Source organism: Streptomyces sp. NBC_00223 (assembly GCF_036199905.1).
In the GTDB taxonomy this organism is placed as follows: Bacteria; Actinomycetota; Actinomycetes; order Streptomycetales; family Streptomycetaceae; genus Actinacidiphila.
This window is the reverse complement of sequence record NZ_CP108109.1, coordinates 2779336-2806092: the sequence shown is the minus strand read 5'-3', so window position 1 is coordinate 2806092 and position 26757 is coordinate 2779336. Positions and strand designations below refer to the sequence as shown.

Genomic DNA, 26757 nt, shown 5'->3' with positions numbered 1-26757 from the left:
GTCCGGATCAGCCAACTGGGCGGTCCGGAAAGGCGGTTCGCCCGGGGCCCCGGACCGGGCCGCGCGAAGGCCCAGGTCCGGCCTGCGAAGGCCCAGACCGGGCCCCGCGCGACGGCCGGAGCCCTGCCCGCGAAGCCCCGGAGCCCCGCCCGCGACGGTCGACGCCCTGGGCCGCGCGAAGGCCCGGGCCCCGGCCCGCGAAGGCCCAGGCTCGGCTCACGCGGGGCCCGGAGCACCGCCCGCGACGGTCGACGCGGTGGCCGGACCCGACCACGAAGGGTGGTTCCCGGCCCGCAGCGGCGGCTCACCCGCCCCCCGCGCGCCGGACCGAGCGGACCCGCGCGGACCGCGCGGACGGCCCGGACCCGCGCTCGCGAAGCCCTGCCGCCGAAGCCCTGCCGCCGAAGCCCCGCCGCCGAAGGCCCGCTCCCGGCCCGCGGCGGCGGGGGTCCGGCCACCCCGCCGCAGCCCTCGCCGCCGGGCCCCGAGGGCTACTTCACCGCCCCCGCCATCACCCCGGAGACGAACTGCCGCTGGAAGGCGAAGAAGACCGCCAGCGGGATCACCATCGACACGAAGGCGCCCGGCGCCAGAATGTCGATGTTGTTGCCAAACTGCCGCACCTGCTGCTGGAGTGCCACCGTGATCGGCTGCGAACCGCTGTCCGCGAAGATCAGCGCGACCAGCATGTCGTTCCACACCCACAGGAACTGGAAGATGCCCAGCGACGCGATGGCCGGCCCGCCCAGCGGCATCACCACCCGCAGGAACAGCCGCAGTTCGCCCGCGCCGTCCAGCCGGCCCGCCTCCAGCAGTTCGCGCGGGATCTCCGCGAAGAAGTTCCGCAGCAGGAAGATCGCGAACGGCAGCCCGAAGGCGGTGTGGAAGAGCACCACCCCGGAGATGTCGCCGAAGATGCCGATCTCGCCGAAGAGCCGGGCCACCGGCACCAGCGCCACCTGCACCGGCACGACGAGCATCGCCACCACCGCGAGGAACCACCAGTCCCGGCCGCGGAAGTCCATCCACGCGAAGGCGTACCCGGCCAGCGACCCGATCACCACGACCAGCACGGTGGTCGGGACGGTGATCAGCGCCGTGTTCACCAGCGAGTCGGTGATGGCGTGGTTGCCCAGCAGGGTGCGGTAGTTGCTGACCGTCAGCTGCAAGGGCGAGGTGAAGACCTTCCACCAGCCGCTCGCCGAGATGTCCGCCGGGGTGCGCAGCGAGGACAGCAGCAGGCCGAGCGTCGGCAGCAGCCAGAAGAGCGCCACCAGCAGCAGCGCGATCCGCAGCACACCGCCGCTCGCCCGGGCCGCCAGCCGGGCCGCGATCCCCGGCCGCGGCCGTCCCGCCGCCTTCGTCCTGGGCGCCGCGGGCACCTCCGCGCCCACACCCGGGTTCACCGCGGGCTCCGCGCTCATCGCCGTGCCTCCCTGCGCAGCCGCCGGATGTTGAAGATCATGACGGGCAGCACGAGCAGCAGCAGGATCACACCGATCGCGCTGCCGACGCCCTGGTCGTCGCCGCCGCCGAAGGACGACAGATACAGCTGGAGGGCCAGTACGTTCGCGTCGGACTGGGTGTTGCCCGGCGCGATGATGTAGACGAGGTCGAAGATCTTGAGCACGTTGATCATCAGCGTGACCATCACCACGACGAGCACCGGGGCCAGCAGCGGCACGGTGATCCGGCGGAAGACCTGCCACTCGCCGGCGCCGTCCACCCGGGCCTGTTCCAGCAGTTCGCGCGGCACCCCGGCCAGGCCCGCCGCGATCAGCACCATGGCGAAGCCGGCCCACATCCACACGTACGAGCCGATGATCGAGGGGGTGACCAGGTCCGGGCCCAGCCAGTTGATGCCGTTGTACTTGCCGGTGAAGTTCGACGCGGGGAGCCGCAGTTGGGCGCCGGCCGCCGAGCCCGGCAGCGTATAGGTGCCGTCCTTGCCGGACTTGGCCGACGCCACCACCCTGCCGTCCTTGACGGCCTCCACCTTCACCCCGGACAGCGCCTTCTCGCCCGGGTCGATCACCCCGGGCTTACCGGTGCCGCCCGGCCGGAAGTCCAGCCAGACCGTGCCGGTCACCGCACCGGCCTTCGCCGGCGCCGGTCTGGCGTCCTGGGCCCCGGCGGGCACCTTGTTCTGCGGGATGCCGATCAGCGGGAGGTCGGCCGCGGCGCCCACGCTCGCCGTCGACTTGGAGGTGAAGGAGCCGCCCGCGGTCGGTACGAGGTCGCTGTTCGGCCGCGGCCGGGCCCCCGGATAGGCCGAGTTGTCGGTGAAGGTGTCGTGCACGGCCACCACCACGGCGTTGGCCACCCCGCGCGAGGGGTCCTGCTCGTACACCAGCCGGAAGATGATCCCGGCAGCCAGCATGGAGATCGCCATCGGCATGAAGACGACCAGCTTGAACGCCGTGCCCCAGCTGACCCGTTCGGTGAGCACCGCGAAGACCAGGCCGAGCGCGGTCGCCACGGTCGGCGCGACGACCACCCAGATCGCGTTGTTGCGGACCGCGGTGAGAATGCCGTGGTCGCTGAAGACCGTGCCGAAGTTCCTCAGCCCGACGAAACCGCTGCCGTCCGCGTCGAACAGGCTGCGGTAGACGGTGAATCCGATCGGATACGCCACGAGCGCGCCCAGCAGCACCAGCGCGGGCAGCAGGAAGAGCGCGGCCACCCACGGCCGGGTGCCCATGATGCTGCGGCGGGCGCCGGGCCCCTTGACGGGACCCGGCGCGAGCGGGGCGGGGCCGGCGACGCCGCCCGCCCCTGCGGAGGCGTCAGCCACGGGGGCCATCGTGCCTCAGCCCCCGTACGCCTTGGCGGCGTCCGCTTCGAGCTTGGCCTGCGCTCCCGCGACGTCGGCGGGCTTGGCGAGGAAGTCCTGGAGGTCCTTCCACTCGCCCTGGCCCTTCGTGCCGCCGAACGCGGCCGGCGCCTGGTCCGACATGTCGAACCGGAAGTCGTCGCCCGAGGCGATCAGCGCCTTGGCGATGTTGCGCTGCACGTCGTCGGGGTACGACGACAGGTCGAGCGACTTGTTCGGCGAGAGGTAACCGCCGCCCTGCGCCCAGATCTTGGCCGCGTCCGTCGAGGCGATGAAGGTCAGCAGCGCCTGCGCGCCGGGGCTGTCCTTGAGCGCGACCCCGACGTCACCGCCGCTGACCACCGGGGCCTTGCCGCTGCCCACCGCCGGGAACGGGAACACCTTCGCGTCCGTACCCACCTTCGCCTTGGTGTTCGCGGAGATGAACGCCGAGACGAAGTCGCCCTCGTAGACCATCGCGGCGGCCGGCGGATTGCCGGTGAAGACCTGCGTCACCGACTTCGGGAAGTCGGCGGCCAGCGCGCCGCTGCTCCCGCCCGCGATCAGGTCCTTGTTGCCGAAGAGCTGGCCCAGTGTGGTCAGCGCGGTCTTGACGGAAGGATCGGTCCACTTGATGGTGTGCGCGGCCAGTTGGTCGTACTTCTGCGGACCGGCCTGCGAGAGGTAGATGTTCTCGAACCAGTCGGTGAGCGTCCAGCCGTCGCCGCCGCCGATCGACACCGGCGGGGTGCCCGACTCGAAGACGGTCTCCGCGGTCTTCAGGAAGTCCGCCCAGGTAGTGGGCTCGTTCGCGCCCGCGTTGGCGAACGCGGCGGTGTTGTACCAGATCAGCGACTTGTTGGACACCTTGGCGTAGACGCCGTACTGCTTGCCCTTCCACGCGCCGAGCTGCTGCCAGCCCGGCGAGAAGTTCTTGGTCAGCTGCGCCTGTGCGTCGGTGCCGAGCGGTTTGAGCCAGCCCTTGTCGGCGAACTGGTGCAGTACGCCGTTCTGCGCGAGGAAGGCGACATCCGGCGGCGCGCCGCCCTCGATCTTGGTGCCGAGGAACGTCGACTGGCTGTCCCCGGTCGGTACGAAGGTGGTCTTGGCCCCCGTGCGCTTGTCGAACTCGTCGAGCACCTTCTGGAAGTTCTTCTGCTCGGGGCCGGTCCAGACCGCGGCCACTTCGAGCTTCTGCCCGTGCAGATCGGGCAGTTGGAGGCCGTCGGCCGCGACGGACGGGGAGGCGGTCTTCCCGCCGTCGTCCTTCTTCCCGTCGTCGCCGCCCCCGCCGCAGGCGGCGGTGGCGAACGCGAGCGCGGACGCCGCGACAACGGCGAGCGCTATGCGCGTAGTTCGGTCGATGTGGCTGGTACGTGTGCGCTTCAAGGTACGCATCTGGCCATCCCCTCAGTCCCGTGGCGACTGTCCTACGCCCCCGGCGGCGGCGCTCGCAAGGGCGCGCACGGGGCTGGAGTGATGATCGTGACCATGCCGTGATCTTGCCGCCAACCCCGATTCCCCTTAATCGGAGGGGCCGTTGGCGTTCTGCGACGGTTCGTCAGATCAGCGGGGTGGCCGTGGTCCGCGGCGCCGTACCCTCGGCCGCGGCGTCGTCCGCCGGAGTCTCCGCGGCCCGCTGGAGGGCGCTGGCCAGCAGCGCCAAGTCGGTTGGTCCGTTGCCCAGTTCGCGCACCTGACGGCGGGCGGGCGGGTCGCCCATCCGCTCCCACTCCAGCGGTACGACGGTGGGCCGCAGCGTCGCCGTACGCGGAATCCGGCCACTGACCCGGGCGGCCTGGAAGACCGTCACCGCCCCGCCCGGCCGCCGCAGATAACCGCGGCCCGGCACCGAGTCGTCCAGTCCCGCCGGGTCCTCGACATGGACCACCAGCGTGGCCGATTCCGGGTCGGGCATCCGCAGCGCGATCCGCAGCCTGGCCCGCTCGTCCGCCTCCGTGCCCGCCGTGCGCTCCGGGCGGCCGGTCGAGGCCACCAGATGGACGCCGAGCCTGGCGCCGTCGCGCGCCACCGCCTCCAGCGCCCGTACGACGCTGCCCGCCGCGGGCCGGCCCGTGCTGCCCAGGGCCGGCGCGACCAGCGCGTCGAAGTCGTCGACCACCACGACCAGCCGGGGCAGCGCGGGCCGCGACTCCGGATCGGCCGTCCGGCGGCCGGGGCCGCCCTGGTGCGGAACGGTCGCCGTGACCACCCGCTCGGCGTGCCAGGCGCCGAACTCCTGCCCGCCCAGCACCTCCGCGCGCCGCTTGAGCTCCGCCGTCAGCGCCTGCGCGAACTCCCGCATCCGCACCGGGTCGGAGGCCACCAGGTGGGTGGAGACCTGGGGGAGGTCCGCGCACGTCCGCAGCCCCTCGCCGCGCTCCTGCCCGGCGCCGTCGACCAGCACCAAGGCCAGTCGGCCGGGCCGCTCGGCCGAGGCCAGCGCCGCCACGAGCGTACGCAGCAGCTCCGTCTTGCCCGCGCCCGCCGCCCCGCCGACCAGCGCGTGCGGGCCCTCGGTCACCAGGTCGACGGCCAACCGCCCGCCGCCGCCGACGCCGACCACGGCGGTCGCCGCCGCCACCGCCACCGGCGCGTCCGCCCACCGGGCGGCGATCTTCGCGGGCGTGGCGAGGGCCAGGTCCAGTTCGTCCAGCAGCCGCACGGTGTGCGGAAGGGCGTGCCGGGAGCGGGCGCCGGGCGCGTCGCCCTCCGCCTCCCGCAGCGGGGCCAGCGCCCGGGCGAAGTGCTCCGCCCAGGCGGCGGAGACCGCGTCCAGCACGATCTCGTCCACGACGTCCCGGTCGTCGGCGAGGTCCGCGCCGCCCGGGGCCTCCGCGGGCCCGTCGCCCGCGGGCTCGATCCGCAGCGTCGTCGCCACATCGCCCGACACCCGGGCCACGACCCCGCTGTCCACGGCCGGCCGCTCGCCGCTCTCGGCCAGACACAGCACATGCACACCCGCCGAGGGCCCGGCCACCGCGATCCGCGCCACCGCCTCGCGCAGCCCGGCGGAACCGGGGTCGCCGTCGACCACCAGCAGCGTGTACGGCCCCTCGTACGCCGAAGCCGCCGCGGTCACCGCCGCCGGCGGCGCCGACGCCCACCCGGCGCCCAGCGGCCCTTCCTCCAGCCGCCGTACGACCTCCGCGGCGCGCGCCTCGGCCTGGTCCCGGTCGAAGGCCAGCAGCAGCCGGCAGTCCTGGCCGTGCGCGGGGCGCAGATGCGGCAGCCAGTTCAGCCAGGACCACTCCTCGGCCCGCTGGTCGGCGCCCCGGGTGCGGTCGGCGCTGAGCAGCACGACCTCCAGGGCGGCGGGGGAGTGCAGCGCGCACAGCTGCGCCAGCACGGCCCTGGCCAGCCCGGACAGCCGGGGGCGCGGTCCGGTCAGCGTCAGGGCGGCGGTCCGCGGCGCCCGCAGGTCCACGGTGAAGGGCACGTCGGGCAGCCGCCGGGTGCCGTCCTCGGACGGCAGGTCGGCCGTCCCCAGCCGTACGGTCAGCGCGTCCGGGTGTGTCACCCCGCGCTCCCACAGCCGCCGGCCCGGGCCGAGCGCGGTCAGCAGCACGGCCGCCGGGTCCGGCCAGCGCTCGCGCAGCGCCTCGGCCTCGCCGCCGTCGTCCTCCGGGCCGCCGTGCCCGGCCCCGGCCACGAACCGCCGCCGCGCCCAGGCGCCTATGGCGCCGACGACGCCGCCGCGGGCCGGGTCCTGGGCCTGCGGCGTCCTGGCGCGCTCGCCGGTGTGCCGCCGCCCGCTCGCGTCGAGGTCCGCGTCGAACCCGCGCCCGTAGGTCTCGGCGTCGGAGGGCGTGTGGGCGGCCGGCTCGGGAGCGTCGGCCGGCGGCTGGGCGTACGGGGTGTGAGCGGGGTACGGGCCCGGGTCGCGCGCTTCGCCCGGCGGACTCACGGGCGCGGAGGCCCCCGGCGCCTCGCGCGGCGAGACCCGCAGATGGCCGTCCGTGTCGGAGGCGGCGGCCAGCGGCGGCGGGGTGGGCGTGTGCGCGGGGTCCAGCCGCAGCGTGGACTCGCCGATCCTGAGCAGCGCGCCCGGCGCGAAGGTCTGCGGCCGGGGGCCGACCGGGTGGCCGGAGAGCGTCGTCCCGTTGGTGGACCCGAGGTCGACCACCGTGATCTGCCCGTCCGCGCCGACGGCGACCTCGCAGTGCAGCCGGGACACATCGGGGTCGTCCAGCGGTACGTCCGCGTCCGCGGAGCGCCCGATCCTGGCCTGCCCGCCTTGGAGCAGATGGACCCCGCCCGCGTCCGGGCCGCCCACCACGTGCAGCGTGGCCAGGTCCTCCGGCGGCCGGCCGTACTGCCCGAAGCGGCCGTACTGTCCGTGGTCGCCGTGCGGCTCCGCGGGGGCGTGCAGCGAGATCAGGGCGCCGTCCACCAGCGGCGGCACACCGAGGACCGTGCCGGGGGTGAGCCGGTCGGCGCCCGCGTAGAGCACCACGGAGGCGCCGGAGGACCGGCCGCCGGGCTTGCCGGAACCGGCGGCGGAGGCCAGCGCCCCGGCCACCGCGCCCAGTGTGGTGCCCGCGGGCGCGGTGATGAGCACGTCGCACCCGCGTACTGTCCGGCCGCTGCGCGGCCCGAGGACGGTCAGCCGGATCTGCATCTCGTCCGCGGTCCCTTCTCCCCGGGCCCGGGAGCGCGGTCGAGAGTCCCTCCCCGGCCGCGCACGGGCGCGTCGACGTACAAGCAAGCACTGCGAGCACAACAAGCACGTAACTCAAGCACGGCCGGTGCCACCCCCGTTGCACCTCACCGCACCGTACGGATGCATCCTCCCACTCGCCGGCGACAGCCCGTCGCCGGTACCGCCTTCAGTGATCTTGGCCGACCGGAGGACGATCGGCTTGTAGCGGAATCGGACCGGTGAACGCGGGACAATTCGGCCGGAAACCGATCACCGGCCGCCGGAAATCGCCGTCCGCGCGGAGTCGGGCGCGGAGTCGGGCGCGGGGTTCGGCGGACCGGGCGCCGGTGCCGGTGGGCCACCGGTGGGCCGTGGCGTGGCAACCACCGGCCCGGGTTCCGCGTCCTACCGGGGAATCCGGCGGACGTACGCCGTGGACGCGGCCGTACGGCACTACGCTTGGCCGGAATCAGGCGCGCCCGCCGGGCGGGCCCGCGACGGACGCCGCCACCCGGGTGCGTCCTCGTCGTCATGGTGTCCTTGGCGTCCTCGGTGTCCAGGGCCGCCGTGGCGTTTACAGGCGACAGTCCGTTGATCCACAGATCCCACACCACCCACGAGCCACTACGGAGCAGGGAGCACACGACGTGCGGCCGGTAGGCAGCAAGTACCTTCTGGAGGAGCCGCTCGGGCGCGGCGCCACGGGCACCGTCTGGCGTGGCCAGGTGCGCGGCGAGGAGGGCAGCGCCGTCGCCGTCAAGGTGCTCAAGGAAGAGCTGGCGAGCGACCCGGACGTCGTGATGCGCTTCCTGAGGGAGCGGTCCGCGCTGGTCCGGCTGCGCCATCCGCACATCGTCCAGGTCCGCGACCTGGTGGTCGAGGGCGATCTGCTCGCCCTCGTCATGGACCTGATCGACGGCCCCGATCTGCACCGCTATCTGCGCGAGAACGGCCCCTTCTCCCCGGTCGGCGCCGCCCTGCTGACCGCCGCCGTCGCCGACGCGCTGGCCTGCAGCCACGCCGACGGCGTCGTCCACCGCGACCTCAAGCCCGCCAATGTGCTGATCGCCACCGTCACCGGCGAGGACGGCACCGAGCACATGCACCCGATGCTCACCGACTTCGGCATCGCCCGGCTCGCCGACTCACCCGGCGTCACCCGCACCCACGAGTTCGTCGGCACGCCCGCCTATGTCGCGCCCGAGTCCGCGCAGGGCCGCCCGCAGACCTCGGCGGTCGATGTCTACGGCGCCGGAATCCTGCTGTACGAGCTGGTCACCGGCCGTCCGCCGTTCCGCGGCGACAGCGCGATCGAGGTGCTGCACGCGCACCTCAACGAGCAGCCGCGCCGCCCCACCACCGTCCCCGACCCCCTGTGGACGGTCATCGAGCGCTGCCTGCGCAAGGAGCCCGCCCAGCGGCCCAGCGCGGAGAGCCTCGCCCGCGCGCTGCGGGTGGTCGCCGCGGGCATCGGTGTCCACGCGAGCCCGGCCGCCGCTGAGGCCGCGCTGGGCGTGGCCGCGCTGCTGGCGCCGGATGAGACACCGACCTTGGTCCCGGGCACGGCCCAGGGCGGCGGCGACGCCGACCCGACGCAGGTGCTGCCGTCCGGGAGCAGCGCGTACGACCCCTCCGCGGTGACCAGCGTGCTGCCCTCGGGGCCCGCCGCGCCCGACGGCACCCGGGTGCTGCCGCCCGTGCCCGACGCCGATCCGCAGGGCCCGCCGCAGGCGCAGGGCCCGCACCCCTGGGAGTCGCAGCTGAACGCGGCGCGGCAGCGCGCCGACCAGACCGAGGTACGGCCGCTCGCCCCCGAGATGGACCCCCTCTTCCGGCGCCCGCAGCGCCGCCCCCAGCCGCCCCCGCAGTCGTACGGCCAGCAGCAGCCGTACGGTGGCCCGCCGCAGCCGCAGTACCCGCAGCAGGGCCAGGGGCAGGGCCAGGGCCAGGGATACGGCTACCCGCAGCAGCAGCCTCCGCAGCACCAGCAGCAGCCCGCCCAGCCGCGCTACCAGCAGCCGCCGCAGCCCCCGCAGCAGCAGAGCTACGAGCCGCAGCGCCCCCAGCGGTACGAGCCCCAGCGCCCGCCCGCCCCCACGTCCCCGGAACCGCCCCGAGGGCGCGAGCCGCGCGAGCCGCGCGGCGGCGCGAACCCGATGAAGATCCCCGGCCTCGGCTGCCTCAAGGGCTGTCTGATGGTGATCCTCGTGGTGATCGTCATCTTCGTGATCGTCTGGTACACGACCCCGCTGCCCGACTGGGTCAACAGCACGCGCAACCTCTGGGACGCGGCGTCGGGCTGGGTCCACTCCGCCTGGGACAAGATCTCCGCGATCACCGGGGACTCGGGCGGCGGTTCGGGGAACTGAGCGTGGGCGGCCGAGCCGACGGACGGTTGGGCCGGGACGGCCGAGCCGACGGACGGTTGGGCCGACGGACGGCTGAGCCGGGACGGTTGGGCGCGGCCGCTGAGGGGTGGGACGCGCGCCGGTCGTACCCGCCGGCCGCCGGTCGGGCCGCCTCGCGCCGGCCGCCCGGACGGCCCGCCGACGACCGTTCCACCCGCCGAAAAGGCCCGGCGCGGTGGCCAACTTGGGGATTTGTCGACTTCCCGAGGGTGATTTCTCCGGCAGAACGTCTCCTCACCCCCCACCCGTGCCCCGAACGGCCCCTGATCCGCGTAGCTTTGTCGCCAACGCGACGGACCTTCGGAGGAGTCGGAGCAGTCTTGGCCAGGAAGATCGGCAGCCGGTACACCGCTCACCAGGTACTCGGACGGGGGTCCGCGGGCACCGTCTGGCTCGGCGAGGGCCCCGAGGGCCCGGTCGCCATCAAGCTGCTCCGCGAGGACCTCGCCTCCGACCAGGATCTCGTCGGCCGCTTCGTCCAGGAGCGGACCGCCCTGCTCTCCCTGGACGACCCGCACATCGTCGGCATCCGCGACCTCGTCGTGGACGGCAGCGACCTGGCCCTCGTGATGGACCTGGTCCGCGGCACCGATCTGCGCTCCCGGCTGGAGCGCGAACGCCGCCTCACCCCCGAGGCGGCCGTCGCCGTCGCCGCCGACGTGGCCGACGGCCTCGCGGCCGCGCACGCCGCCGGGGTCGTGCACCGCGACGTCAAGCCCGAGAACGTACTGCTCGACTCCGCCGCCCCGGCCGGCCCCGGCGGCGCCCCGCCCGCGCTGCTCACCGACTTCGGCATCGCCCGCCTCGTCGACTCGCCGCGCCGCACCCGCGCCACCCGGATCATCGGCACACCCGACTACCTCGCCCCCGAGATCATCGAGGGCCTGCCGCCGCGCGCCTCCGTCGACATCTACGCCCTCGCCACGGTCCTGTACGAGCTGCTGGCCGGGTTCACGCCCTTCGGCGGCGGCCACCCCGGCGCCGTACTGCGCCGCCATGTCACCGAGACCGTGCAGCCGCTGCCCGGCCTGTCCGACGAGCTGTGGCAGATCCTCGCCCAGTGCCTGGCCAAGGCGCCCGCCTCCCGGCTCACCGCCGGGGAGCTGGGCGCGCGGCTGCGCGAGCTGCTGCCGGGCCTGGCCGGGGATCCGGTGCTCGACGTGGCAGCGCCCGGCACCGAGGGAGCCGCGGCCGAGGTGCCGTACGGCGAGGGCCCCGACGAGCCGCCGGTCGCGCCCAGCTCCTCGCCGGACCGCAGGCGCGGCGCCGTACCGCTGGTGCGCGGCGCGGCCCCCGACTCCAGCCGGGACACGCACACCAGCATCAAACTGCCCACCGCCGAGGAACTGGCGGGCTACGGCGCCGCCTCCCGGGCCGGGCGCAACGCCGCCAAGGCCCGCGCCTCCGCCCCCGACCGCCCGGCCAGCCCCCGGCACCGGGCGGTGTCCGCCGCGATCAGGCAGCGCCGGATCAAGGTCGCCGCGGCGGCCGCGGCCGCGCTCGCGGTGGCCGGGCTCGGCGGCTGGGGCATCGCCTCGGCCGGGTCCTCGGGCTCCGCCGGGTCGTCCGGCCCGTCGGACTCCTCCGGCGACCACGCGCCGAGCCCGGAGTCCAGCGCGGACACCCCGAACGCGCCCACGGCGGGCGCCCCCTCCCCGCAGGGCCGTACCGGCGCCCCCGTCACGCTTCCGCACTGGTCCGGCTTCGAGGACGTGCCGCCTGCGGGCGTACGGTTCACCGGCGGTCCGCACGCCCTGGTCGTCAGGGGCGCCACGTTCGTCTTCGCGCGCGGCGAGGACAAGAACATCTGGTACGTGGTCCGGGACGGCGCCGGGTACACCGGGTGGCAGAAGCTCACCGGAATAAGCGTGGACGGCGACCCGGCGGTCGTCTCGGCCAAGGCCGGGCGGATCGACCTCTTCGCGCTCGGTACGGACGGCCTGCTCTACCGGCGTACGTTCTCCGGCCGCTACTGGAACGCCTGGTCGCAGGTGGACGAGCGGACCCGTTTCGACGCCGCGCCCGCCGCCGCCTCCTCGCAGCCCGGGCGGATCGACCTGGTCGGCCGGGTCGGCGGCGACCTGGTCACCGCGTCCCTGGTCGGCACCCGGTGGAACGCCTGGGCGCTGGTCCCCACGGCGGGCCGGATCACCTCGGCCCCGGCGCTGGTCTCGCGGGAACGCGGGACGCTGGACGCCTTCGTCGTACGGAAGGCGGACGGCGCGGTGCTGCGGCTGCCGTACTCCGGCGGCGCCTGGCGGCCCTCGGCGGTGGTCCCGGACCTGGAGACCTCGGGGCGCCCGGAGGCACTGGTCGCGGGTGACCGGCTGTACGTGTTCGCGGACGGCGCGCAGTCGGCGGGCGCGGGCGCGCCCTCCCGGCTGCCCGGCGGGAGCGCGGGACCGGTGGGCGCGGTGGCGTACCCGCACACCCTGGAGCTCTACGGCCGCGGCCCCCGGGGCACCCTGGTCCGCGCCTCGGCCCCGGCCTGATCCGGCGCGCCGGACGCGTTCTTCGGGGCCGCGGGCCGTGATTCCGCGGGCCCCGGGGGCGCCGGGCCCGGGGACCGGGGGAAACCGAGGCCCGTCGTCCGCTCGACCAGCCGGTAGGCTGGAGGCGTGGCGATCGTCGATGTATCCGAAGAGCTGAAGTCCCTGTCCTCGACCATGGGGTCGATCGAGGCCGTCCTCGACCTCGACCGGATGCGGGACGACATTGCCGCGCTCGAAGAGCAGGCCGCGGCCCCCTCCCTGTGGGACGACCCGGAGAACGCGCAGAAGATCACCAGCCGTCTCTCCCACCTCCAGGCCGAACTCCGCAAGGTCGAGACGCTGCGCGGCCGTATCGACGACCTCAGCATCATGTTCGAGCTCGCCGAGACCGAGGACGACGCCGACACCCGCGCCGAGGCCGAGGTCGAGCTGGAATCGGTCCAGAAGGCGCTGGACGAGATGGAGGTCCGCACCCTCCTGTCCGGCGAGTACGACGCCCGTGAGGCGCTGGTCAACATCCGCGCGGAGGCCGGCGGTGTGGACGCCGCCGACTTCGCCGAGCAGCTTCAGCGCATGTATCTGCGCTGGGCCGAGCGCCACGGCTACCAGACGGAGGTCTACGAGACCTCGTACGCGGAAGAGGCCGGCATCAAGTCGACCACCTTCGTGGTGAAGGCCCCCTACGCCTACGGCACCCTCTCGGTCGAGCAGGGCACGCACCGGCTGGTCCGTATCTCCCCCTTCGACAACCAGGGGCGCCGCCAGACCTCGTTCGCGGGCGTCGAGGTGCTGCCCGTCGTGGAGCAGTCCGACCACGTGGAGATCGACGAGTCCGAGCTGCGCGTCGACGTCTACCGCGCGTCGGGCCCCGGCGGCCAGGGAGTCAACACCACGGACTCGGCGGTCCGCATCACCCACCTGCCGACCGGCATCGTGGTCTCCTGTCAGAACGAGCGCTCGCAGATCCAGAACAAGGCCAGCGCCATGAACGTCCTCCAGGCCAAGCTGCTCGAACGCCGCCGCCAGGAGGAGCAGGCCCTGATGGACTCCCTCGGCAAGAGCGACGGCGGCAACTCCTGGGGCAACCAGATGCGTTCGTACGTCCTGCACCCGTACCAGATGGTCAAGGACCTGCGCACCGACCACGAGGTCGGCAACCCGCACTCGGTGCTCGACGGTGACATCGACGGCTTCATCGAGGCGGGCATCCGCTGGCGCAAGTCCCGCGAGAAGACCGCCGCTTAGTCCTCTTGGTCCTCCGCTCAGTTCTCCTCCTGGCCCGCCGCGTGGTCCCTCGTGTCACAGTGCTGTGCGGAAGTGCCGGGCAGACAGGGCCAATTGGGCCCATTGTGTCCTTAACGACCTTGACGGTACGGGGGAAAGCCGCGAGGGTGTTGCGCGGCATGCGCATGATTGGGGCGTAAGCGCACGGGGGTGAGCGCATCCGCTCCCACCGGTGGCATGGCACTCCATATGGCTGCGCATCCCCAAGCAGACATCTACTGGGGGTACTTGACTCATGAGCAAGCGCAACACACGGCTACGCGTCACGCGCATAGCCGCAGCCGCGGTCATCGCGGCGGGCGCCTCCCTGACCGCCGTGGGCGCGGCCCAGGCGGTCAGCAAGCCGGCTTCCGTGGTCCACGCCAACGACGAGGGCGACAGCACCAGCGGTGGCGGCACGCTGCCCGGTGACGACGGCGGCGATGACGGTGGCGGCACGCTGCCTGGTGACAACGGTGGTGACAACGGCGGTTCTGTCCCCGGTGACAACGGTGGTGACAACGGCGGTTCTGTCCCGGGCGACAACGGTGGTGACAACGGCGGTTCTGTCCCGGGCGACAACGGTGGTGACAACGGCGGTTCTGTCCCGGGCGACAACGGTGGTGACAACGGCGGTTCTGTCCCGGGCGACAACGGTGGTGACAACGGCGGTTCTGTCCCGGGCGACAACGGTGGTGACAACGGCGGTTCTGTCCCCGGTGACAACGGTGGTGACAACGGCGGTTCTGTCCCGGGCGACAACGGTGGTGACAACGGCGGTTCTGTCCCCGGTGACAACGGTGGTGACGCCACGGGTGGCAACGCCGGTGGTACGAACGGCGGTGGCACGAACGGCGCTGCGACGGGCGGGTCCTCCGCCTCGGGCGGCTCCTCGGCCTCCGGCGGCAACGGCAACACCTGCACCCTGACCGGCGACAGCGTCGACTGCGGGAACAACAATCCCGGCACCGACAACACCCAGCCGGTCGCGCAGGGCGAGACCACCACGCAGCTCGCCGAGACCGGCTCCAGCGGCACCGGCTTCCTGATCGTCGGCGCGGCCACCCTGATCGCGGGCGGCATCGGCTTCCGCTTCACCCCGCGGCTGGCCGGCCGCCGCGACACCGCGTAATCGCGACACCGCAGCACCCGCAACACCAACGGCGGGCCCGGAACGCTCCCAGAGCGTCCCGGGCCCGCCGCCTTTGTCCGCGGTGCGGCGACGCTCCTACGGCGCCGGCGGAACGAGCACGGAAAGATCGTCGGTAGCACCGACCTCTCCCTTTCCGGGCCCACGGCTCCCTCGCCGCCGCAGAAGCTGACGACGACGTGGCACCACCCCTTCTGGGACGCCACCCACCACAAGTGGACCAACGCCGAGGAACTGACCCCGGGCACCCACCTCCGCCGCCCGGACGGCTCCACGGTCACGGTCCTCGCCGTCCGCAACTACCACCGCCACGCCCCCACCTACGACCTGACGGTCGCCGACCTCCACTCGTACTATGTCCTCGCGGGCACCACGCCAGTCTTGGTTCACAATTCCGGCCCGTGCGTGAATATGTCGTCTGTCCTCGGACAGGACTCGTTCTTGACCCGGGCCGCACAGCAAGCTGGCAAGAACGAGCGGGTCCAGAGGGATTTTGATCACATGTTCGATCAGCTTTCCCGTGGCAACATGAATCCGGGTACCTACAACAAGGCACTTACGGGCACGGGCATCACCTACTCGCGCGCTGCCAGCGGTGCCCGACTGTTCTTCAGGAATGTTGATGGGGGAATACAAATCGTAGCAAAGGCCGACAAAGGAAATGAGTCCAAGGTGATTGCGAGGTTGCGGCAGCTCTATGGGTGATGACTGCAACCCCGTGGACGAAGATCTCTTCCATGTCGTCAAGGAGCCGGGGTTCATCGTGCTCTTCATGCTCGGCGCCGATGACCAAGTCGACACGGTAGAGGACGTCGATGCTGAACTGCGGCTTCCTGATGGCAGTCGGTGGAGTGCCACTTGTATGACTCTCGGCGCTATCGAGGTAGTGCTAAATCGCTGGAAGGAAACCGGCGAGTATGGTGGTGGTGTCTTCTTCCAGTGCCCTGATCTCGTGATCATTCCGAAGCCCGGAGTGGCCGCCATGATTGAGGCATTCCGCGCCATCATGACGGAGGGACCGAAGGGTATTCTCAACAAGCTGGAATAGTGAGATCACGCCCCTGCTCGATGAGTCGCTCTATCGGTTCCGGAACCTCCACCGACGTATCGGTCGGCGGAGGTTCCGGGCATTTGAACGGCAGTAGTCGACAGCAAGCGGAGTCGGACATGGGCGTAGACGTCGGCGGTGACGCCAATGTGGGCGTGTCCGAGCAGTTCCTTGATAACGACGAGGCCGATGCCCTGCTCCAGGAGTCGCCTCGCAGGCGTTCACCCGGCGGAGGGCTGTCCGCTCAGCGCGGCTTGAGCCGCTGCACCTCAGTGCCGGTCACGAGCGGGAATAAAGGGGGCCGCGGGGTCAGGCTGTGGCGTGTTCGACTACCAGGACCACGGCGAGGAGGGCGACCAGGAGGGCGATCAAAGCCGCGGGGGATATCGAGGCCCAGGGGTTCTCCTGCTGGAGGCGGGCGCGATTGGCGCGGCAGACCTCGCAGCGTCCCTCGCTCACCGGGCCGGCACAGTTCGCGCACACCAGTCGGTCGACCGTCATGGTGATCTCCTCCTCCGTCCGGTGTACGTCCCCGGTGACTCGTTTCGTTCCCGGGGTGATGCGGTCTCACTCGTCGCAGCCGCGCCTGTCGCCGTCCGTACGCGGTCGCGCACTCTTCGCGCATCCCGCGCGCACTCCTTGTCCGTACACCCTCCACTGTGCCAGGTTCCCCCGGAATCGGCGCCCGGCGCCCCCGCCTCGCGTCCGGCCGCGCACCGCCGCCGCGCCCGTGCTTCGCCCCCGCTTCGCGCCCAATGGACGGTATGCCCCGATGTGCCCTGTGGCCCGGGCCACCAACGCCCCGCGGTGACTGCGCACCCTCCGCCCGTTCGCGTAGTGTCGCCCCCACATCCCCTGTCGGCCGACCCTGCAAACCCTGGTGCCAACGTGATCCGATTCGACAGCGTCACCAAGACCTACCCCAAGCAGAACCGCCCCGCGCTCCGGGACGTCTCGCTGGAGATCGAGAAGGGGGAGTTCGTCTTCCTGGTGGGCTCGTCGGGCTCAGGAAAGTCGACCTTCCTGCGGCTGATCCTCCGCGAGGAGCGCACCGACACCGGCGCGGTGCATGTGCTCGGCAAGGACCTGAACCGGCTGTCGAACTGGAAGGTTCCGCAGATGCGGCGCCAACTCGGCACCGTCTTCCAGGACTTCCGACTGCTCCCCAACAAGACCGTCGGTGAGAACGTCGCCTTCGCCCTCGAAGTGATCGGCAAGCCGCGCGGCACGATCCGCAAGACGGTCCCCGAAGTGCTGGACCTGGTCGGCCTGGCCGGCAAGGAGGACCGCATGCCGGGTGAGCTGTCCGGTGGTGAGCAGCAGCGTGTCGCCATCGCGCGGGCCTTCGTCAACCGCCCGATGCTGCTGATCGCCGACGAGCCGACCGGAAACCTCGACCCGCAGACCTCCGTCGGCATCATGCGGCTGCTCGACCGCATCAACCGGACGGGCACCACCGTGGTGATGGCCACCCACGACCAGAACATCGTCGACCAGATGCGCAAGCGCGTCATCGAACTGGAGAAGGGGCGGCTGGTACGCGACCAGTCGCGCGGTGTCTACGGCTACCAGCACTAGTTACTGGTTCTCACGGCCGTAAGCACCTCTCCCCCTGAAAGGAACCCCTCACCATGCGCGCCCAGTTCGTCCTGTCGGAGATCGGCGTCGGTCTTCGCCGCAATCTCACGATGACCTTCGCCGTCATCATCTCCGTGGCGCTCTCGCTCGCCCTCACCGGCAGTGCCGTGCTCGCCAACAAGCAGGTCGACTCGATGAAGGGCTACTGGTACGGCAAGGTCCAGGTCACGATCTACATGTGCAACAAGGGCGACGCGACCAGCACGCCCAACTGCGCCAAGGGCGCCGTGACCGACGACCAGAAGGCCCAGATCCTGACGGACCTCAAGAAGCTGCCGATCGTGGAGAAGGTCTACTTCGAGTCGGCGGAGGAGGCGTACAAGCGCTACAAGGTGCAGTTCAAGAGCTCGCCCGTGGCCAGCTCCATCACCCCGGACCAGATGCAGCAGAACTACCGGGTCAAGCTCAAGGACCCGAAGAAGTTCACCATCGTGGCCAGCGCCTTCAACGGGCGTCCGGGCGTGCAGTCGGTCGAGGACCAGCGCGCGGTGCTCAAGAACCTGTTCTCGCTGCTCAACGGCATGACCCTGGCCGCGTACGTGCTGCTGGCCTTCATGCTCACCGTCGCCATGCTGCTGATCGTCAACACCGTGCGTGTCTCGGCGTTCAGCCGTCGGCGGGAAACCGGCATCATGCGGCTGGTCGGCGCGTCCAGCTTCTACATCCAGATGCCGTTCATCATGGAGGCCGCGTTCGCGGGACTCGTGGGTGCGGGGCTGGCCTGCGTGATGCTGCTCGGCGGGCGGTACTTCATGATCGACGCGGGGCTCAAGCTCCAGGACAAGATCCCCCTGGTGACCTTCCTGGGCTGGGACTCGGTGATCAAGGTGCTGCCGCTGGTGCTGCTGATCGGCGTCATCATGCCCGCGGTGGCCGCGTTCATCGCCCTGCGCCGGTATCTGAAGGTCTGACGCGGGGCGGGGACCGGCCGGGGCGTCCGGGCCGATCCGGACGCTCTCTCCGGTTGCGGACCGTGGCCGGCCGGGGTATGCGCCTCTTCCGTAGCACGCCCGATTGTGTCCTAGACTTCCGGCCATGTCCGGCCCGTCGTTGTTCGGGACGCCCCGCCGCTTTCGCCGCGGGGCCACCCTGACATTGGTGTTCAGCGCGATGCTGGCCAGCGGCGCGGCCGCGGGCAGCCTCACCGAACCGGCCCAGCGCGAGCCGAACACCCGCATGGCGGCGGCCACCGTACCGGACACGGGCAGCGACGGCGCGGACGGCAGGAGCGCGGGCCGCGCGGGACGGGACGCCGGCGCGCAGCAGCCCCTCGACACCGGCCGGATCGCCGAGGAGATCGCCGACGGCAAGGTCGGCGCGGACACCGTCGAGAAACTGGTCAGCCGCAGCGGCGACCGCTGGTCGTCGTTCTACACCGCCCAGGAGTACGCGGGCCTCCAGCAGGCGCTCGACGGCCGCTACGTGGGCGTGGGCCTGTGGGTGCGGCGGGTCGACGACGGCCGGATCGAGGTCGCCCGGGTGCAGCGGAACAGCCCGGCCGCCCGCGCGGGCCTGCGGGTGGACGACGTACTGGCCCGGATCGACACCACCTCCTGTACGGGGCTGGCCGTCACCGAGGTCGTCGCGGATCTGCGCGGCGACAACGTGCCGGGCAGCCCCGTCACTCTCGGCGTCCGGCGCGGCGGCCACAGCTGGACGGTCGCTCTGCGCCGCGCCACGCTCGCCACCGAGGCGGTCACCGTCACCGGCCCGCGCAAGGGGGACAAGGGCGGTGACGACCCCACGGTCGTCAAGATCGACGCCTTCTCGGTCGGCGTCGGCGGACAGGTCCAGGACGCGGTGCGCGGTGCCCGGCACGGCGTCCTGCTCGATCTTCGCGGCAATTCCGGCGGCCTGGTCACCGAGGCCGTCGCGGTCGCCTCCGCCTTCCTCGACGGCGGCCTGGTCGCCACCTACGACGTGCACGGCCGGCAGCAGGCGCTGTACGCGGACCACGGCGGCGACACCAAGGTCCCGCTGGTGGTGCTGGTCGACGGCGGCACGATGAGCGCCGCGGAACTCCTGGCCGGCGCCCTTCAGGACCGCGGCCGGGCGGTGGTCATCGGCTCGCGCACCTTCGGCAAGGGGTCGGTGCAGATGCCCAGCCCGCTGCCGGACGGCTCCGTCGCCGAGCTCACCGTGGGCCACTACCGGCTGCCGGACGGCCGGGGGGTGGACGGCGTGGGCATCGCGCCCGATGTCGAGGTGCCGGCGGGGCAGGACCCGGTCGCCGACAGCCGCGAGGTATTCGCTGGCCTCGGGGCCCCCTCGTAGTGGGAGAATGGGGCCGCTATGGCTAAAGAGACGGGTCGCAAGATGATCGCGCAGAACAAGAAGGCGCGACACGATTACCACATCCTCGACACCTACGAGGCGGGCCTGGTGCTGACCGGCACCGAGGTCAAGTCACTGCGCCTGGGCCGCGCGTCGCTGGTCGACGGCTTCGCGCAGCTCGACGGCGGCGAGGCGTGGCTGCACAACATCCACATCCCCGAGTACACCCAGGGGACCTGGACCAACCACTCGGCCCGCCGCAAGCGCAAGATGCTGCTGCACCGGGCCGAGATCGAGAAGCTGCTCCAGAAGACACAGGAGAGCGGTCATACGATCGTGCCGCTCGCCCTGTACTTCAAGGAGGGCCGGGTGAAGGTCGAGATCGCGCTCGCGAAGGGCAAGAAGGAGTACGACAAACGGCAGACCCTGCGCGAGAAGCAGGACCGCCGTGAGTCGGAGCGCGTGATGTCGGCGGCGCGCCGCAGGCAGCGTGCCTGAGCGGTACGCGCCGAGTCCGCGCGCCTGGGCCCCGTACGCCTGAGTCCGCGTGTCCGGGCCCGTGCCCCCGGGCCCGCGAGTGCCTGGGCCGTGTTCCCCGGCGCTTCCCGGCGCTCCCCGGCTTCGCGCCGCGCTCCCCGGCGCCGCGCCGCGCCGCGCCCGCCGGGAATACGGTGGCCCGCGCGGGCGCTGATCCCGTACGATGGAGTCAGTCGCCCCTCGCGGGCGGCGCACCTTGAAAACACCACATGGGGATGATCGGTTTCGACTGGGGATGTCGAAGCAGGGGAAGCGAGCCGAGGAAGCGGCAATGATCTCGTTAACCATATGCCGAAACCAATAATCGCCAATTCCAAGAGCGATTCCTCCGCCTTCGCCCTCGCTGCCTAATTAGCAGCTGAGCGAAGACTCCGCGGAGTGTCAGACCGGGAGCTGTTCCCGACCCGGACCCTGGCATCATCAAGGGAACTAAACTTCTTGGGCCGGTCACGGGTCCTTGAAGGAAATCAAACAGTGACTGGGCCCGTCGGCGGCTTGTCCGCGTGACTGCCGGGGCCGAGAAAAGCACAGTGGACTGCGCTCGGAGAAGCCCTGGTTCCGCACCACAGGACGCGGGTTCGATTCCCGCCATCTCCACTCATCCCATGCGACACGGCGCCTTCCTCCAGGAAGGCGCCGTTTGTCGTTTCCGGGCGGCTGCCCGGCGACCCGCCCCGGCCACCACCGGCCGGGGCGGGCGGAACGGCCAGGGCCTACGGTGTGGTCAGGCGGAGGGGCTCCGCGGAGACGACTTCCGCCGTCCACCCCTCGGGCGCGTCCTCGGACGTCACCGTCACCGACGTACCCGCGCGGCTCACCGTGAAGGTCGCGGCCGTGGACCCGTCGGGGGAGGGGACGCGGACGGTCGTCGTGACGCCGTCCGCGGGCTCGTAGACCCGCAGGGTCAGACCGGTGGCGTAGTCGTAGTCCGGGCGGTCGGCGACCGCGCCCCACGGCAGGGCCGTGCCGGGGCGGACCAGCAGCGGCACGCTGTCGAAGCCGTGGGTCTCCTCCACCCAGCGCGGGCCCTCGACGCGCTCGCCGGTCAGCAGGTGGGTCCACACCCCGGCGGGCACGTAGTAGCCGACCCGGCCGTCGTCGGAGAAGACCGGCGCGACCAGCAGGGCGTCGCCGAGCATGTACTGCCGTTCCAGATGCGCGCACGCCGGATCGTCCGGGAACTCCAGCGCCATCGCCCGCATCACCGGCACCCCGGTCCGCGCCTGCCGCGCGGCCTCGAACAGATACGGCATCAGCCGCAGCTTGAGGCGGGTGAACGCCCGCAGTACGTCGACCGATTCCTCGTCGAAGAGCCACGGCACCCGGTAGGAGTGGCTGCCGTGCAGCCGGCTGTGCGAGGAGAGCAGCCCGAAGGCGATCCACCGTTTGAAGACGGCCGCGCTCGGGGTGCCCTCGAAGCCGCCGATGTCGTGCGACCAGAAACCGAAGCCGGACAGCCCCAACGACAGCCCGCCGCGCAGGGATTCGGCCATCGACTCGTAGGTCGCCTCGCAGTCGCCGCCCCAGTGCACGGGGAACTGCTGGCTGCCGGCGGTCGCAGAACGGGCGAAGACCACGGCGTCGTCCTCACCGCGCCGCGCGCGCAGCACGTCGAAGACGGTCCGGTTGTAGAGATACGTGTAGTAGTTGTGCATGCCTTCGGGGTCGGAGCCGTCGAAGTACGTGACATCGGTCGGCACCCGCTCGCCGAAGTCGGTCTTGAAGCAGTCCACCCCCATGGCCAGCAGCGCGTCGAGCTTGGCGGCGTACCAGGCGCGGGCGTCGGGATTGGTGAAGTCGACCAGGGCCATGCCGGGTTGCCACAGGTCCCACTGCCACACGTCGCCGTTCGGCTTCTTCAGCAGATAGCCGGCCGCCTGGCCCTCGGCGAACAGCGGTGAGCGCTGGGCGATATAGGGGTTGATCCAGACGCAGACCCGCAGACCGCGCTCGTGCAGACGGTGCAGCATGCCCTCGGGGTCGGGGAAGACCCGCGGGTCCCAGGTGAAGTCGCACCAGTGGAACTCGCGCATCCAGAAGCAGTCGAAGTGGAAGACGGACAGCGGGAGTTCGCGCTTGGCCATGCCGTCGATGAAGCCGGTGACGGTGGCCTCGTCGTAGGAGGTGGTGAAGGAGGTGGACAGCCACAGGCCGAAGGACCAGGCGGGCGGCAGCGCCGGACGTCCGGTCAGGGCCGCGTACTTGGCGAGGATCTCCTTCGGGGTGGGGCCGTGGATGACCAGGTACTCCAGCGACTGGCCCTCGACGCTGAACTGCACCCGGGAGACGGTCTCCGAGGCGACCTCGAAGGACACATGGCCGGGGTGGTTGACGAAGACCCCGTAGCCCGCGTCCGTGAGGTAGAACGGCACGTTCTTGTACGCCTGTTCGCTGGCCGTGCCGCCGTCGGCGTTCCAGACGTCCACCACCTGGCCGTTCTTGACCAGCGGGCCGAAGCGCTCGCCGAGGCCGTAGACATGCGAGCCGACCCCGAGGCCGAGTTGTTCGCGCAGGTAGTGACGGCCGTCGGCGGTCTCCATGATGCCCATGGACTTCGGTCCGCTGGAGGTGAGCGTACGGCCGCCGGCCCGGAACTCCATCCGCCACGGGCCGGTGCGGGCGAAGCGTACGGACAGCTCGCCGGAGGTCAGGGTCGCGTACTCGGGGTCCTCGGTGACCACCGCGCGCCCGGGGCCCTTGGCGAGGGCGAACCGCGGGCCGCGGTCGAGGCCCCCGGCCAGGTGGGTGAGGCGGACCGCGACGACGCCGGGCATGGGCGCCGTACAGGAGATGCTGACGACCGGGCCCTTGAGCAGGTCGCCGCGGTTGCGGATGGGGGTGGTCGGGGCGTGGACGTCCAGGCCCCCGGGGTGGGCGGCGATGTCGAGTACCTCGACCGGGTGGGCGGCCCTGACGCCGTCGCGCAGCAGCCAGTAGCCATCGGTGAACTTCACGGGCGGGCCCCTCGGATTGTCGAAGCGCTTCGACACAGGAACGTAAGCGGGTCGTTGACGCGTGTCAATGCTCGAACCGAAAGCGGGTACGAGCACGGCGTACGCGACCGCAATCGGTTACGTGAAGCGCTTCCGCCCAAAGCGCCCCGCGCAGCCGCCGGCTCACACCTGCCGGGCGCGCCGGGTGAGTGCCTGGTTGCGCTCGCGTCACCGAACGGCATGGGTCGGAAACCCGTTGCCCCTAGGGTCTGTTCGACAGTGGTCGGCACGGGACGACAACGGGAGACGCGCGATGGGAAGTCGCTGGATCGAGCAGTGGGACCCCGAGGACGAACGGTTCTGGCACGAGGGCGGCGGCAAGCGGATCGCCGCCCGCAATCTGGTCTTCTCGGTGCTCTCCGAACACATCGGCTTCTCCATATGGAGCCTGTGGTCGGTGATGGTGCTGTTCATGGGTCCGGCCTACGGGGTCGACCCGGCGGGCAAGTTCTTCCTCGTGGCCATGCCGACGCTGGTCGGCGGGGTGCTGCGGGTGCCGTACACCTTCGCGGTCGCGAAGTTCGGCGGGCGCAACTGGACGATCGTCAGCGCGCTGCTGCTGCTCGTACCGACGGTTGCCGCGGCCTTCGTCATGAAGCCCGGTGTGTCGTACACCACGCTCCTGGTGGTCGCCGCGCTCACCGGTGTCGGCGGCGGCAACTTCGCCTCCTCGATGACGAACATCAACTCCTTCTACCCGCTGCGGGAGAAGGGCTGGGCGCTCGGGCTGAACGCGGGCGGCGGCAATGTCGGGGTCGCCGCGATCCAGCTGATCGGACTGCTGGTCATCGGCACGGCGGGCGCCGCGCACCCGCGTACGGTCCTCGCGGTCTACATCCCGCTGATCGTGGTGGCCGCCGCCCTGTCCGCGCTGTTCATGGACAACCTCGCGCCCGTGAAGAACGACACCGGGGCCGCGGTGGACGCGGCCCGCGATCCGCACACCTGGATCATGTCCTTCCTGTACGTGGGGACGTTCGGCTCCTTCATCGGCTACAGCTTCGCCTTCGGCCTGGTGCTCCAGAACCAGTTCGGCCGCACCCCCCTCCAGGCGGCCGACCTGACCTTCATCGGGCCGCTGCTCGGCTCGCTGATCCGGCCGGTCGGCGGAAAGCTCGCGGACCGCTTCGGCGGCGCGCGCATCACCTGGTGGAACTTCCTCGCGATGGGCGCGGCGACCGGTGTGGTGATCGCCGCCTCCGTCACCAAGTCGCTGGCCACGTTCCTGATCGGCTTCATCGTGCTCTTCGTGCTCAGCGGCCTCGGCAACGGATCGTCGTACAAGATGATCCCCGGTATCTTCCAGAAGAAGGCCGAGGCCCGGGGGCTCACCGGGGAGGCGGCCGCGGCGCACGGACGACGGCTGTCCGGCGCGGCGATGGGGCTGATCGGCGCGGTCGGCGCGCTCGGCGGCGTCGGCATCAACCTGGCCTTCCGGGAGTCCTTCCTCAACACCTCCTCCGGGACGCCGGCTTTTGTGACTTTTCTCGCCTTCTACGCGGTCTGCTACGTGCTGACCTGGGCCGTATATCTGCGGCGGCCCGCGGCCGCGCCCGGGCGGCCGGGCGGGCAGGGCGAGGGGACGCCCGCGGGCGCCGCGGTGTACGCGGAGGTCTGAGCGGCGAGACATGTCCGTGACACCCGGGTCGTCCGGGTGGAGCGAACCCGGCACCCCGCCTTGGGAGGATGGGACTCCCGGCGGGGTGGCCGGGGACGGCGGCGCCGGGGCCCGGGACGGTCCGGTACCGCCGGGCACGAGCGTTTTGAGCGAAGTGGGGCAGAGCCATGCAAGCGCACTCCGGTACGAACAGCGAGCCCGCGGTGGTGCCGCCGCTGGCGGGGTTCACCGTCGGGGTGACGGCCGCCCGGCGGGCGGACGAGCTGTGCGCGCTGCTCGAACGGCGCGGGGCGAGCGTGCTGCGGGCGCCCTCGCTGCGGATCGTGCCGCTCTCCGACGACGCGGAGCTGTTGGCCACGACCAAGCGGCTGCTCGACGACGCGCCCGACGTGGTGATCGCGACCACCGCGATCGGCTTCCGCGGGTGGGTCGAGGCGGCGGACGGCTGGGGGCTCGGCGAGGCGCTGCTGCGCAGGCTGGGCGAGGTGGAGCTGCTGGCCCGGGGGCCGAAGGTGAAGGGCGCGGTGCGCGCGGCCGGGCTGGTCGAGGCGTGGTCCCCGGCCTCGGAGTCCATGGCCGAGGTGCTGGAACGGCTGCTGGAGGAAGGCGTCGAGGGCCGCTGTGTGGCCGTGCAGCTGCACGGGGAGCCGCTGCCCGGCTTCAGCGAGGCGCTGCGGGCCGCGGGCGCGACGGTGGTGGCGGTGCCGGTCTACCGGTGGATGCCGCCGGAGGACCTGGGGCCGGTGGACCGGCTGCTCGACGCGGTGTTCGCGCGGCAGCTCGACGCGCTGAGCTTCACCTCGGCGCCGGCCGCGGCCTCGCTGCTCGAACGGGCGGAGCAGCGCGGGCAGCGGGAGGAACTGCTCGCGGCGATGCGCGGCGGGGTGCTGGTCGCCTGCGTCGGGCCGGTGACGGCGGTGCCGCTGGAGGCGCACGAGGTGCCCACCGTGCAGCCGGAGCGCTTCCGGCTGGGGCCGCTGGTGCAGCTCATCGCGGCGGAGCTGCCCGGCCGGGTACGGGCGCTGCCCGTCGCCGGGCACCGGATCGAGATCCGGGGGCACGCGGTCGTGGTGGACGGGGAGCTGCGGCCGGTGCCGCCGGCCGGGATGGCGCTGCTGCGGGCGCTGGCCCGCCGGCCGGGCTGGGTGGTGTCGCGCGCCGACCTGCTGCGCGCGCTGCCGGGCGCGGGCCGGGACGAGCACGCGGTGGAGACGGCGATGGCCCGCCTCCGGGTGGCCCTGGGAGCACCGAAGCTGATCCAAACCGTCGTCAAACGCGGCTACCGCCTCTCCTTCGACCCCACGACCTGAGGCCCCTCTGCGAGGCGCGCTGCGGAACCGTGCGCGCGTTGGCCGCGCGGGCGGCCATGAGCCTCCGCGCCGGCGCGACCGGCGTTCGCCCGCCGGCGGCCGGTCGCCACCGTGCCCCGGCGCACGCCTGCGCAGGCCGCGCGCGACGTCCCCGGCTCTGACCGGCCCCTTCGCGCCCCGAACCCGCGCGCGTACCGCCGCCCACACGGCGTGCTGTCCGCGACCGTCATCAGCCGGACCCGGCACCCGCGCGCGTACTGCGGGTGCCCGCACGGGCGGGCACGGCTCGACCCCGGGCCCGACCCCGGTCACGACCGTCAGCCGCCGGCCGGACCCGGCACCCGTGCGCGTACCGCTGGCCCCACGCCGGGCACGACCTCTGCGCCCGGCGTGGTCGGTGCTCGCGTGCCGGCGGCCGGTCGATGCGGTGCACGCGACCGTCGGTCGAGCGCGCCCCGAACTCGCGTGCGTACCGCCGCCCGCACGCCGGGCACGGCCTCCGCCTCCGGCGTGGCTTGTGCTCGCGTGCCGGCGGCGGGCCGGACTCGGGGCCCCGCGCTGCCCGCCCGGGC

17 protein-coding genes, 1 other RNA gene and 3 pseudogenes are annotated in these 26757 nt (G+C 72.3%); 14 read left to right on the top strand and 7 right to left on the bottom strand.

The window, feature by feature from the left end; all coding sequences use genetic code 11:
* Window positions 1-491: 491 nt before the first annotated feature.
* From OHA30_RS11725 to OHA30_RS11710, 4 genes are all read right to left on the bottom strand, one after another.
* Window positions 492-1424 (bottom strand): carbohydrate ABC transporter permease, encoded by a 933-nt coding sequence (locus OHA30_RS11725; RefSeq protein ID WP_328913760.1) that lies wholly within the window; start codon window positions 1422-1424, stop codon window positions 492-494.
* Complete coding sequence (locus OHA30_RS11720) at window positions 1421-2803, bottom strand: carbohydrate ABC transporter permease (protein WP_328913759.1); 1383 nt, start codon at window positions 2801-2803, stop codon at window positions 1421-1423. Before OHA30_RS11720 ends, OHA30_RS11725 begins: the two co-directional genes overlap by 4 nt.
* 6 nt (window positions 2804-2809) lie before the next feature.
* Window positions 2810-4210 (bottom strand): ABC transporter substrate-binding protein, encoded by a 1401-nt coding sequence (locus OHA30_RS11715; RefSeq protein ID WP_328913758.1) that lies wholly within the window; start codon window positions 4208-4210, stop codon window positions 2810-2812.
* A 163-nt stretch (window positions 4211-4373) separates the two neighbouring features.
* Window positions 4374-7433: an FtsK/SpoIIIE domain-containing protein gene (locus tag OHA30_RS11710; RefSeq protein WP_328913757.1), complete on the bottom strand. Its 3060-nt coding sequence runs from the start codon at window positions 7431-7433 to the stop codon at window positions 4374-4376.
* A 668-nt stretch (window positions 7434-8101) separates the two neighbouring features.
* Here OHA30_RS11710 and OHA30_RS11705 point away from each other — a divergent pair.
* The 7 genes and pseudogenes from OHA30_RS11705 to OHA30_RS11675 all read left to right on the top strand — a co-directional run bounded on the left by OHA30_RS11705 (window position 8102) and on the right by OHA30_RS11675 (window position 15815).
* Complete coding sequence (locus OHA30_RS11705; RefSeq protein ID WP_328913756.1) at window positions 8102-9823, top strand: serine/threonine-protein kinase; 1722 nt, start codon at window positions 8102-8104, stop codon at window positions 9821-9823.
* A gap of 359 nt (window positions 9824-10182) precedes the next feature.
* A pseudogene (locus tag OHA30_RS11700) lies at window positions 10183-11469 on the top strand (serine/threonine-protein kinase); the annotation flags it as partial.
* A 1011-nt stretch (window positions 11470-12480) separates the two neighbouring features.
* On the top strand, window positions 12481-13599 hold the full coding sequence (gene prfB, locus OHA30_RS11695; RefSeq protein WP_328913755.1) for a peptide chain release factor 2: 1119 nt from the start codon (window positions 12481-12483) through the stop codon (window positions 13597-13599).
* 274 nt (window positions 13600-13873) lie between these two features.
* The gene (locus OHA30_RS11690; RefSeq protein ID WP_328913754.1) at window positions 13874-14749 is read left to right on the top strand and encodes a collagen-like protein; all 876 of its coding nucleotides are present in this window, start codon (window positions 13874-13876) and stop codon (window positions 14747-14749) included.
* Window positions 14750-14875: 126 nt separating this feature from the next.
* Window positions 14876-15157 (top strand): annotated as a pseudogene (locus tag OHA30_RS11685) (polymorphic toxin-type HINT domain-containing protein); the annotation flags it as partial.
* 111 nt (window positions 15158-15268) lie between these two features.
* Window positions 15269-15472 (top strand): hypothetical protein, encoded by a 204-nt coding sequence (locus tag OHA30_RS11680; RefSeq protein ID WP_328913753.1) that lies wholly within the window; start codon window positions 15269-15271, stop codon window positions 15470-15472.
* A 13-nt stretch (window positions 15473-15485) separates the two neighbouring features.
* Window positions 15486-15815: a hypothetical protein gene (locus OHA30_RS11675; protein WP_328913752.1), complete on the top strand. Its 330-nt coding sequence runs from the start codon at window positions 15486-15488 to the stop codon at window positions 15813-15815.
* Window positions 15816-15820: 5 nt separating this feature from the next.
* Here the strand turns inward: OHA30_RS11675 and OHA30_RS11670 are convergent.
* Window positions 15821-16030, bottom strand: a pseudogene (locus OHA30_RS11670) (hypothetical protein); the annotation flags it as partial.
* Window positions 16031-16124: 94 nt separating this feature from the next.
* Window positions 16125-16316: a hypothetical protein gene (locus OHA30_RS11665; protein ID WP_328913751.1), complete on the bottom strand. Its 192-nt coding sequence runs from the start codon at window positions 16314-16316 to the stop codon at window positions 16125-16127.
* Window positions 16317-16703: 387 nt separating this feature from the next.
* On the opposite strand from OHA30_RS11665, the gene ftsE reads away from it, so the two are divergent.
* The 5 genes from ftsE to ssrA all read left to right on the top strand — a co-directional run bounded on the left by ftsE (window position 16704) and on the right by ssrA (window position 20864).
* Window positions 16704-17393, top strand: coding sequence for a cell division ATP-binding protein FtsE (ftsE, locus tag OHA30_RS11660; protein WP_328913750.1), 690 nt, complete (start codon window positions 16704-16706; stop codon window positions 17391-17393).
* Window positions 17394-17446: 53 nt separating this feature from the next.
* Window positions 17447-18364, top strand: coding sequence for a permease-like cell division protein FtsX (ftsX, locus tag OHA30_RS11655; RefSeq protein ID WP_328913749.1), 918 nt, complete (start codon window positions 17447-17449; stop codon window positions 18362-18364).
* A gap of 124 nt (window positions 18365-18488) precedes the next feature.
* Entirely contained in the window at window positions 18489-19727 is a 1239-nt protein-coding gene (locus tag OHA30_RS11650) for a S41 family peptidase (protein WP_328913748.1), read from the top strand.
* Between the two features lie 18 nt (window positions 19728-19745).
* The gene (smpB, locus tag OHA30_RS11645; RefSeq protein ID WP_328913747.1) at window positions 19746-20225 is read left to right on the top strand and encodes an SsrA-binding protein SmpB; all 480 of its coding nucleotides are present in this window, start codon (window positions 19746-19748) and stop codon (window positions 20223-20225) included.
* Window positions 20226-20475: 250 nt separating this feature from the next.
* Window positions 20476-20864, top strand: a transfer-messenger RNA (tmRNA) gene (gene ssrA / locus OHA30_RS11640).
* A gap of 113 nt (window positions 20865-20977) precedes the next feature.
* On the opposite strand, the gene yicI is transcribed toward ssrA, so the two are convergent.
* A complete protein-coding gene (yicI, locus tag OHA30_RS11635; protein ID WP_328913746.1) occupies window positions 20978-23218 on the bottom strand; it encodes an alpha-xylosidase in 2241 nt (746 codons plus the stop codon).
* A gap of 292 nt (window positions 23219-23510) precedes the next feature.
* On the opposite strand from yicI, the gene OHA30_RS11630 reads away from it, so the two are divergent.
* Window positions 23511-24875, top strand: coding sequence for a nitrate/nitrite transporter (locus tag OHA30_RS11630; protein WP_328913745.1), 1365 nt, complete (start codon window positions 23511-23513; stop codon window positions 24873-24875).
* 167 nt (window positions 24876-25042) lie between these two features.
* Complete coding sequence (locus OHA30_RS11625; RefSeq protein ID WP_328913744.1) at window positions 25043-26185, top strand: uroporphyrinogen-III synthase; 1143 nt, start codon at window positions 25043-25045, stop codon at window positions 26183-26185.
* Window positions 26186-26757 lie beyond the last annotated feature (572 nt).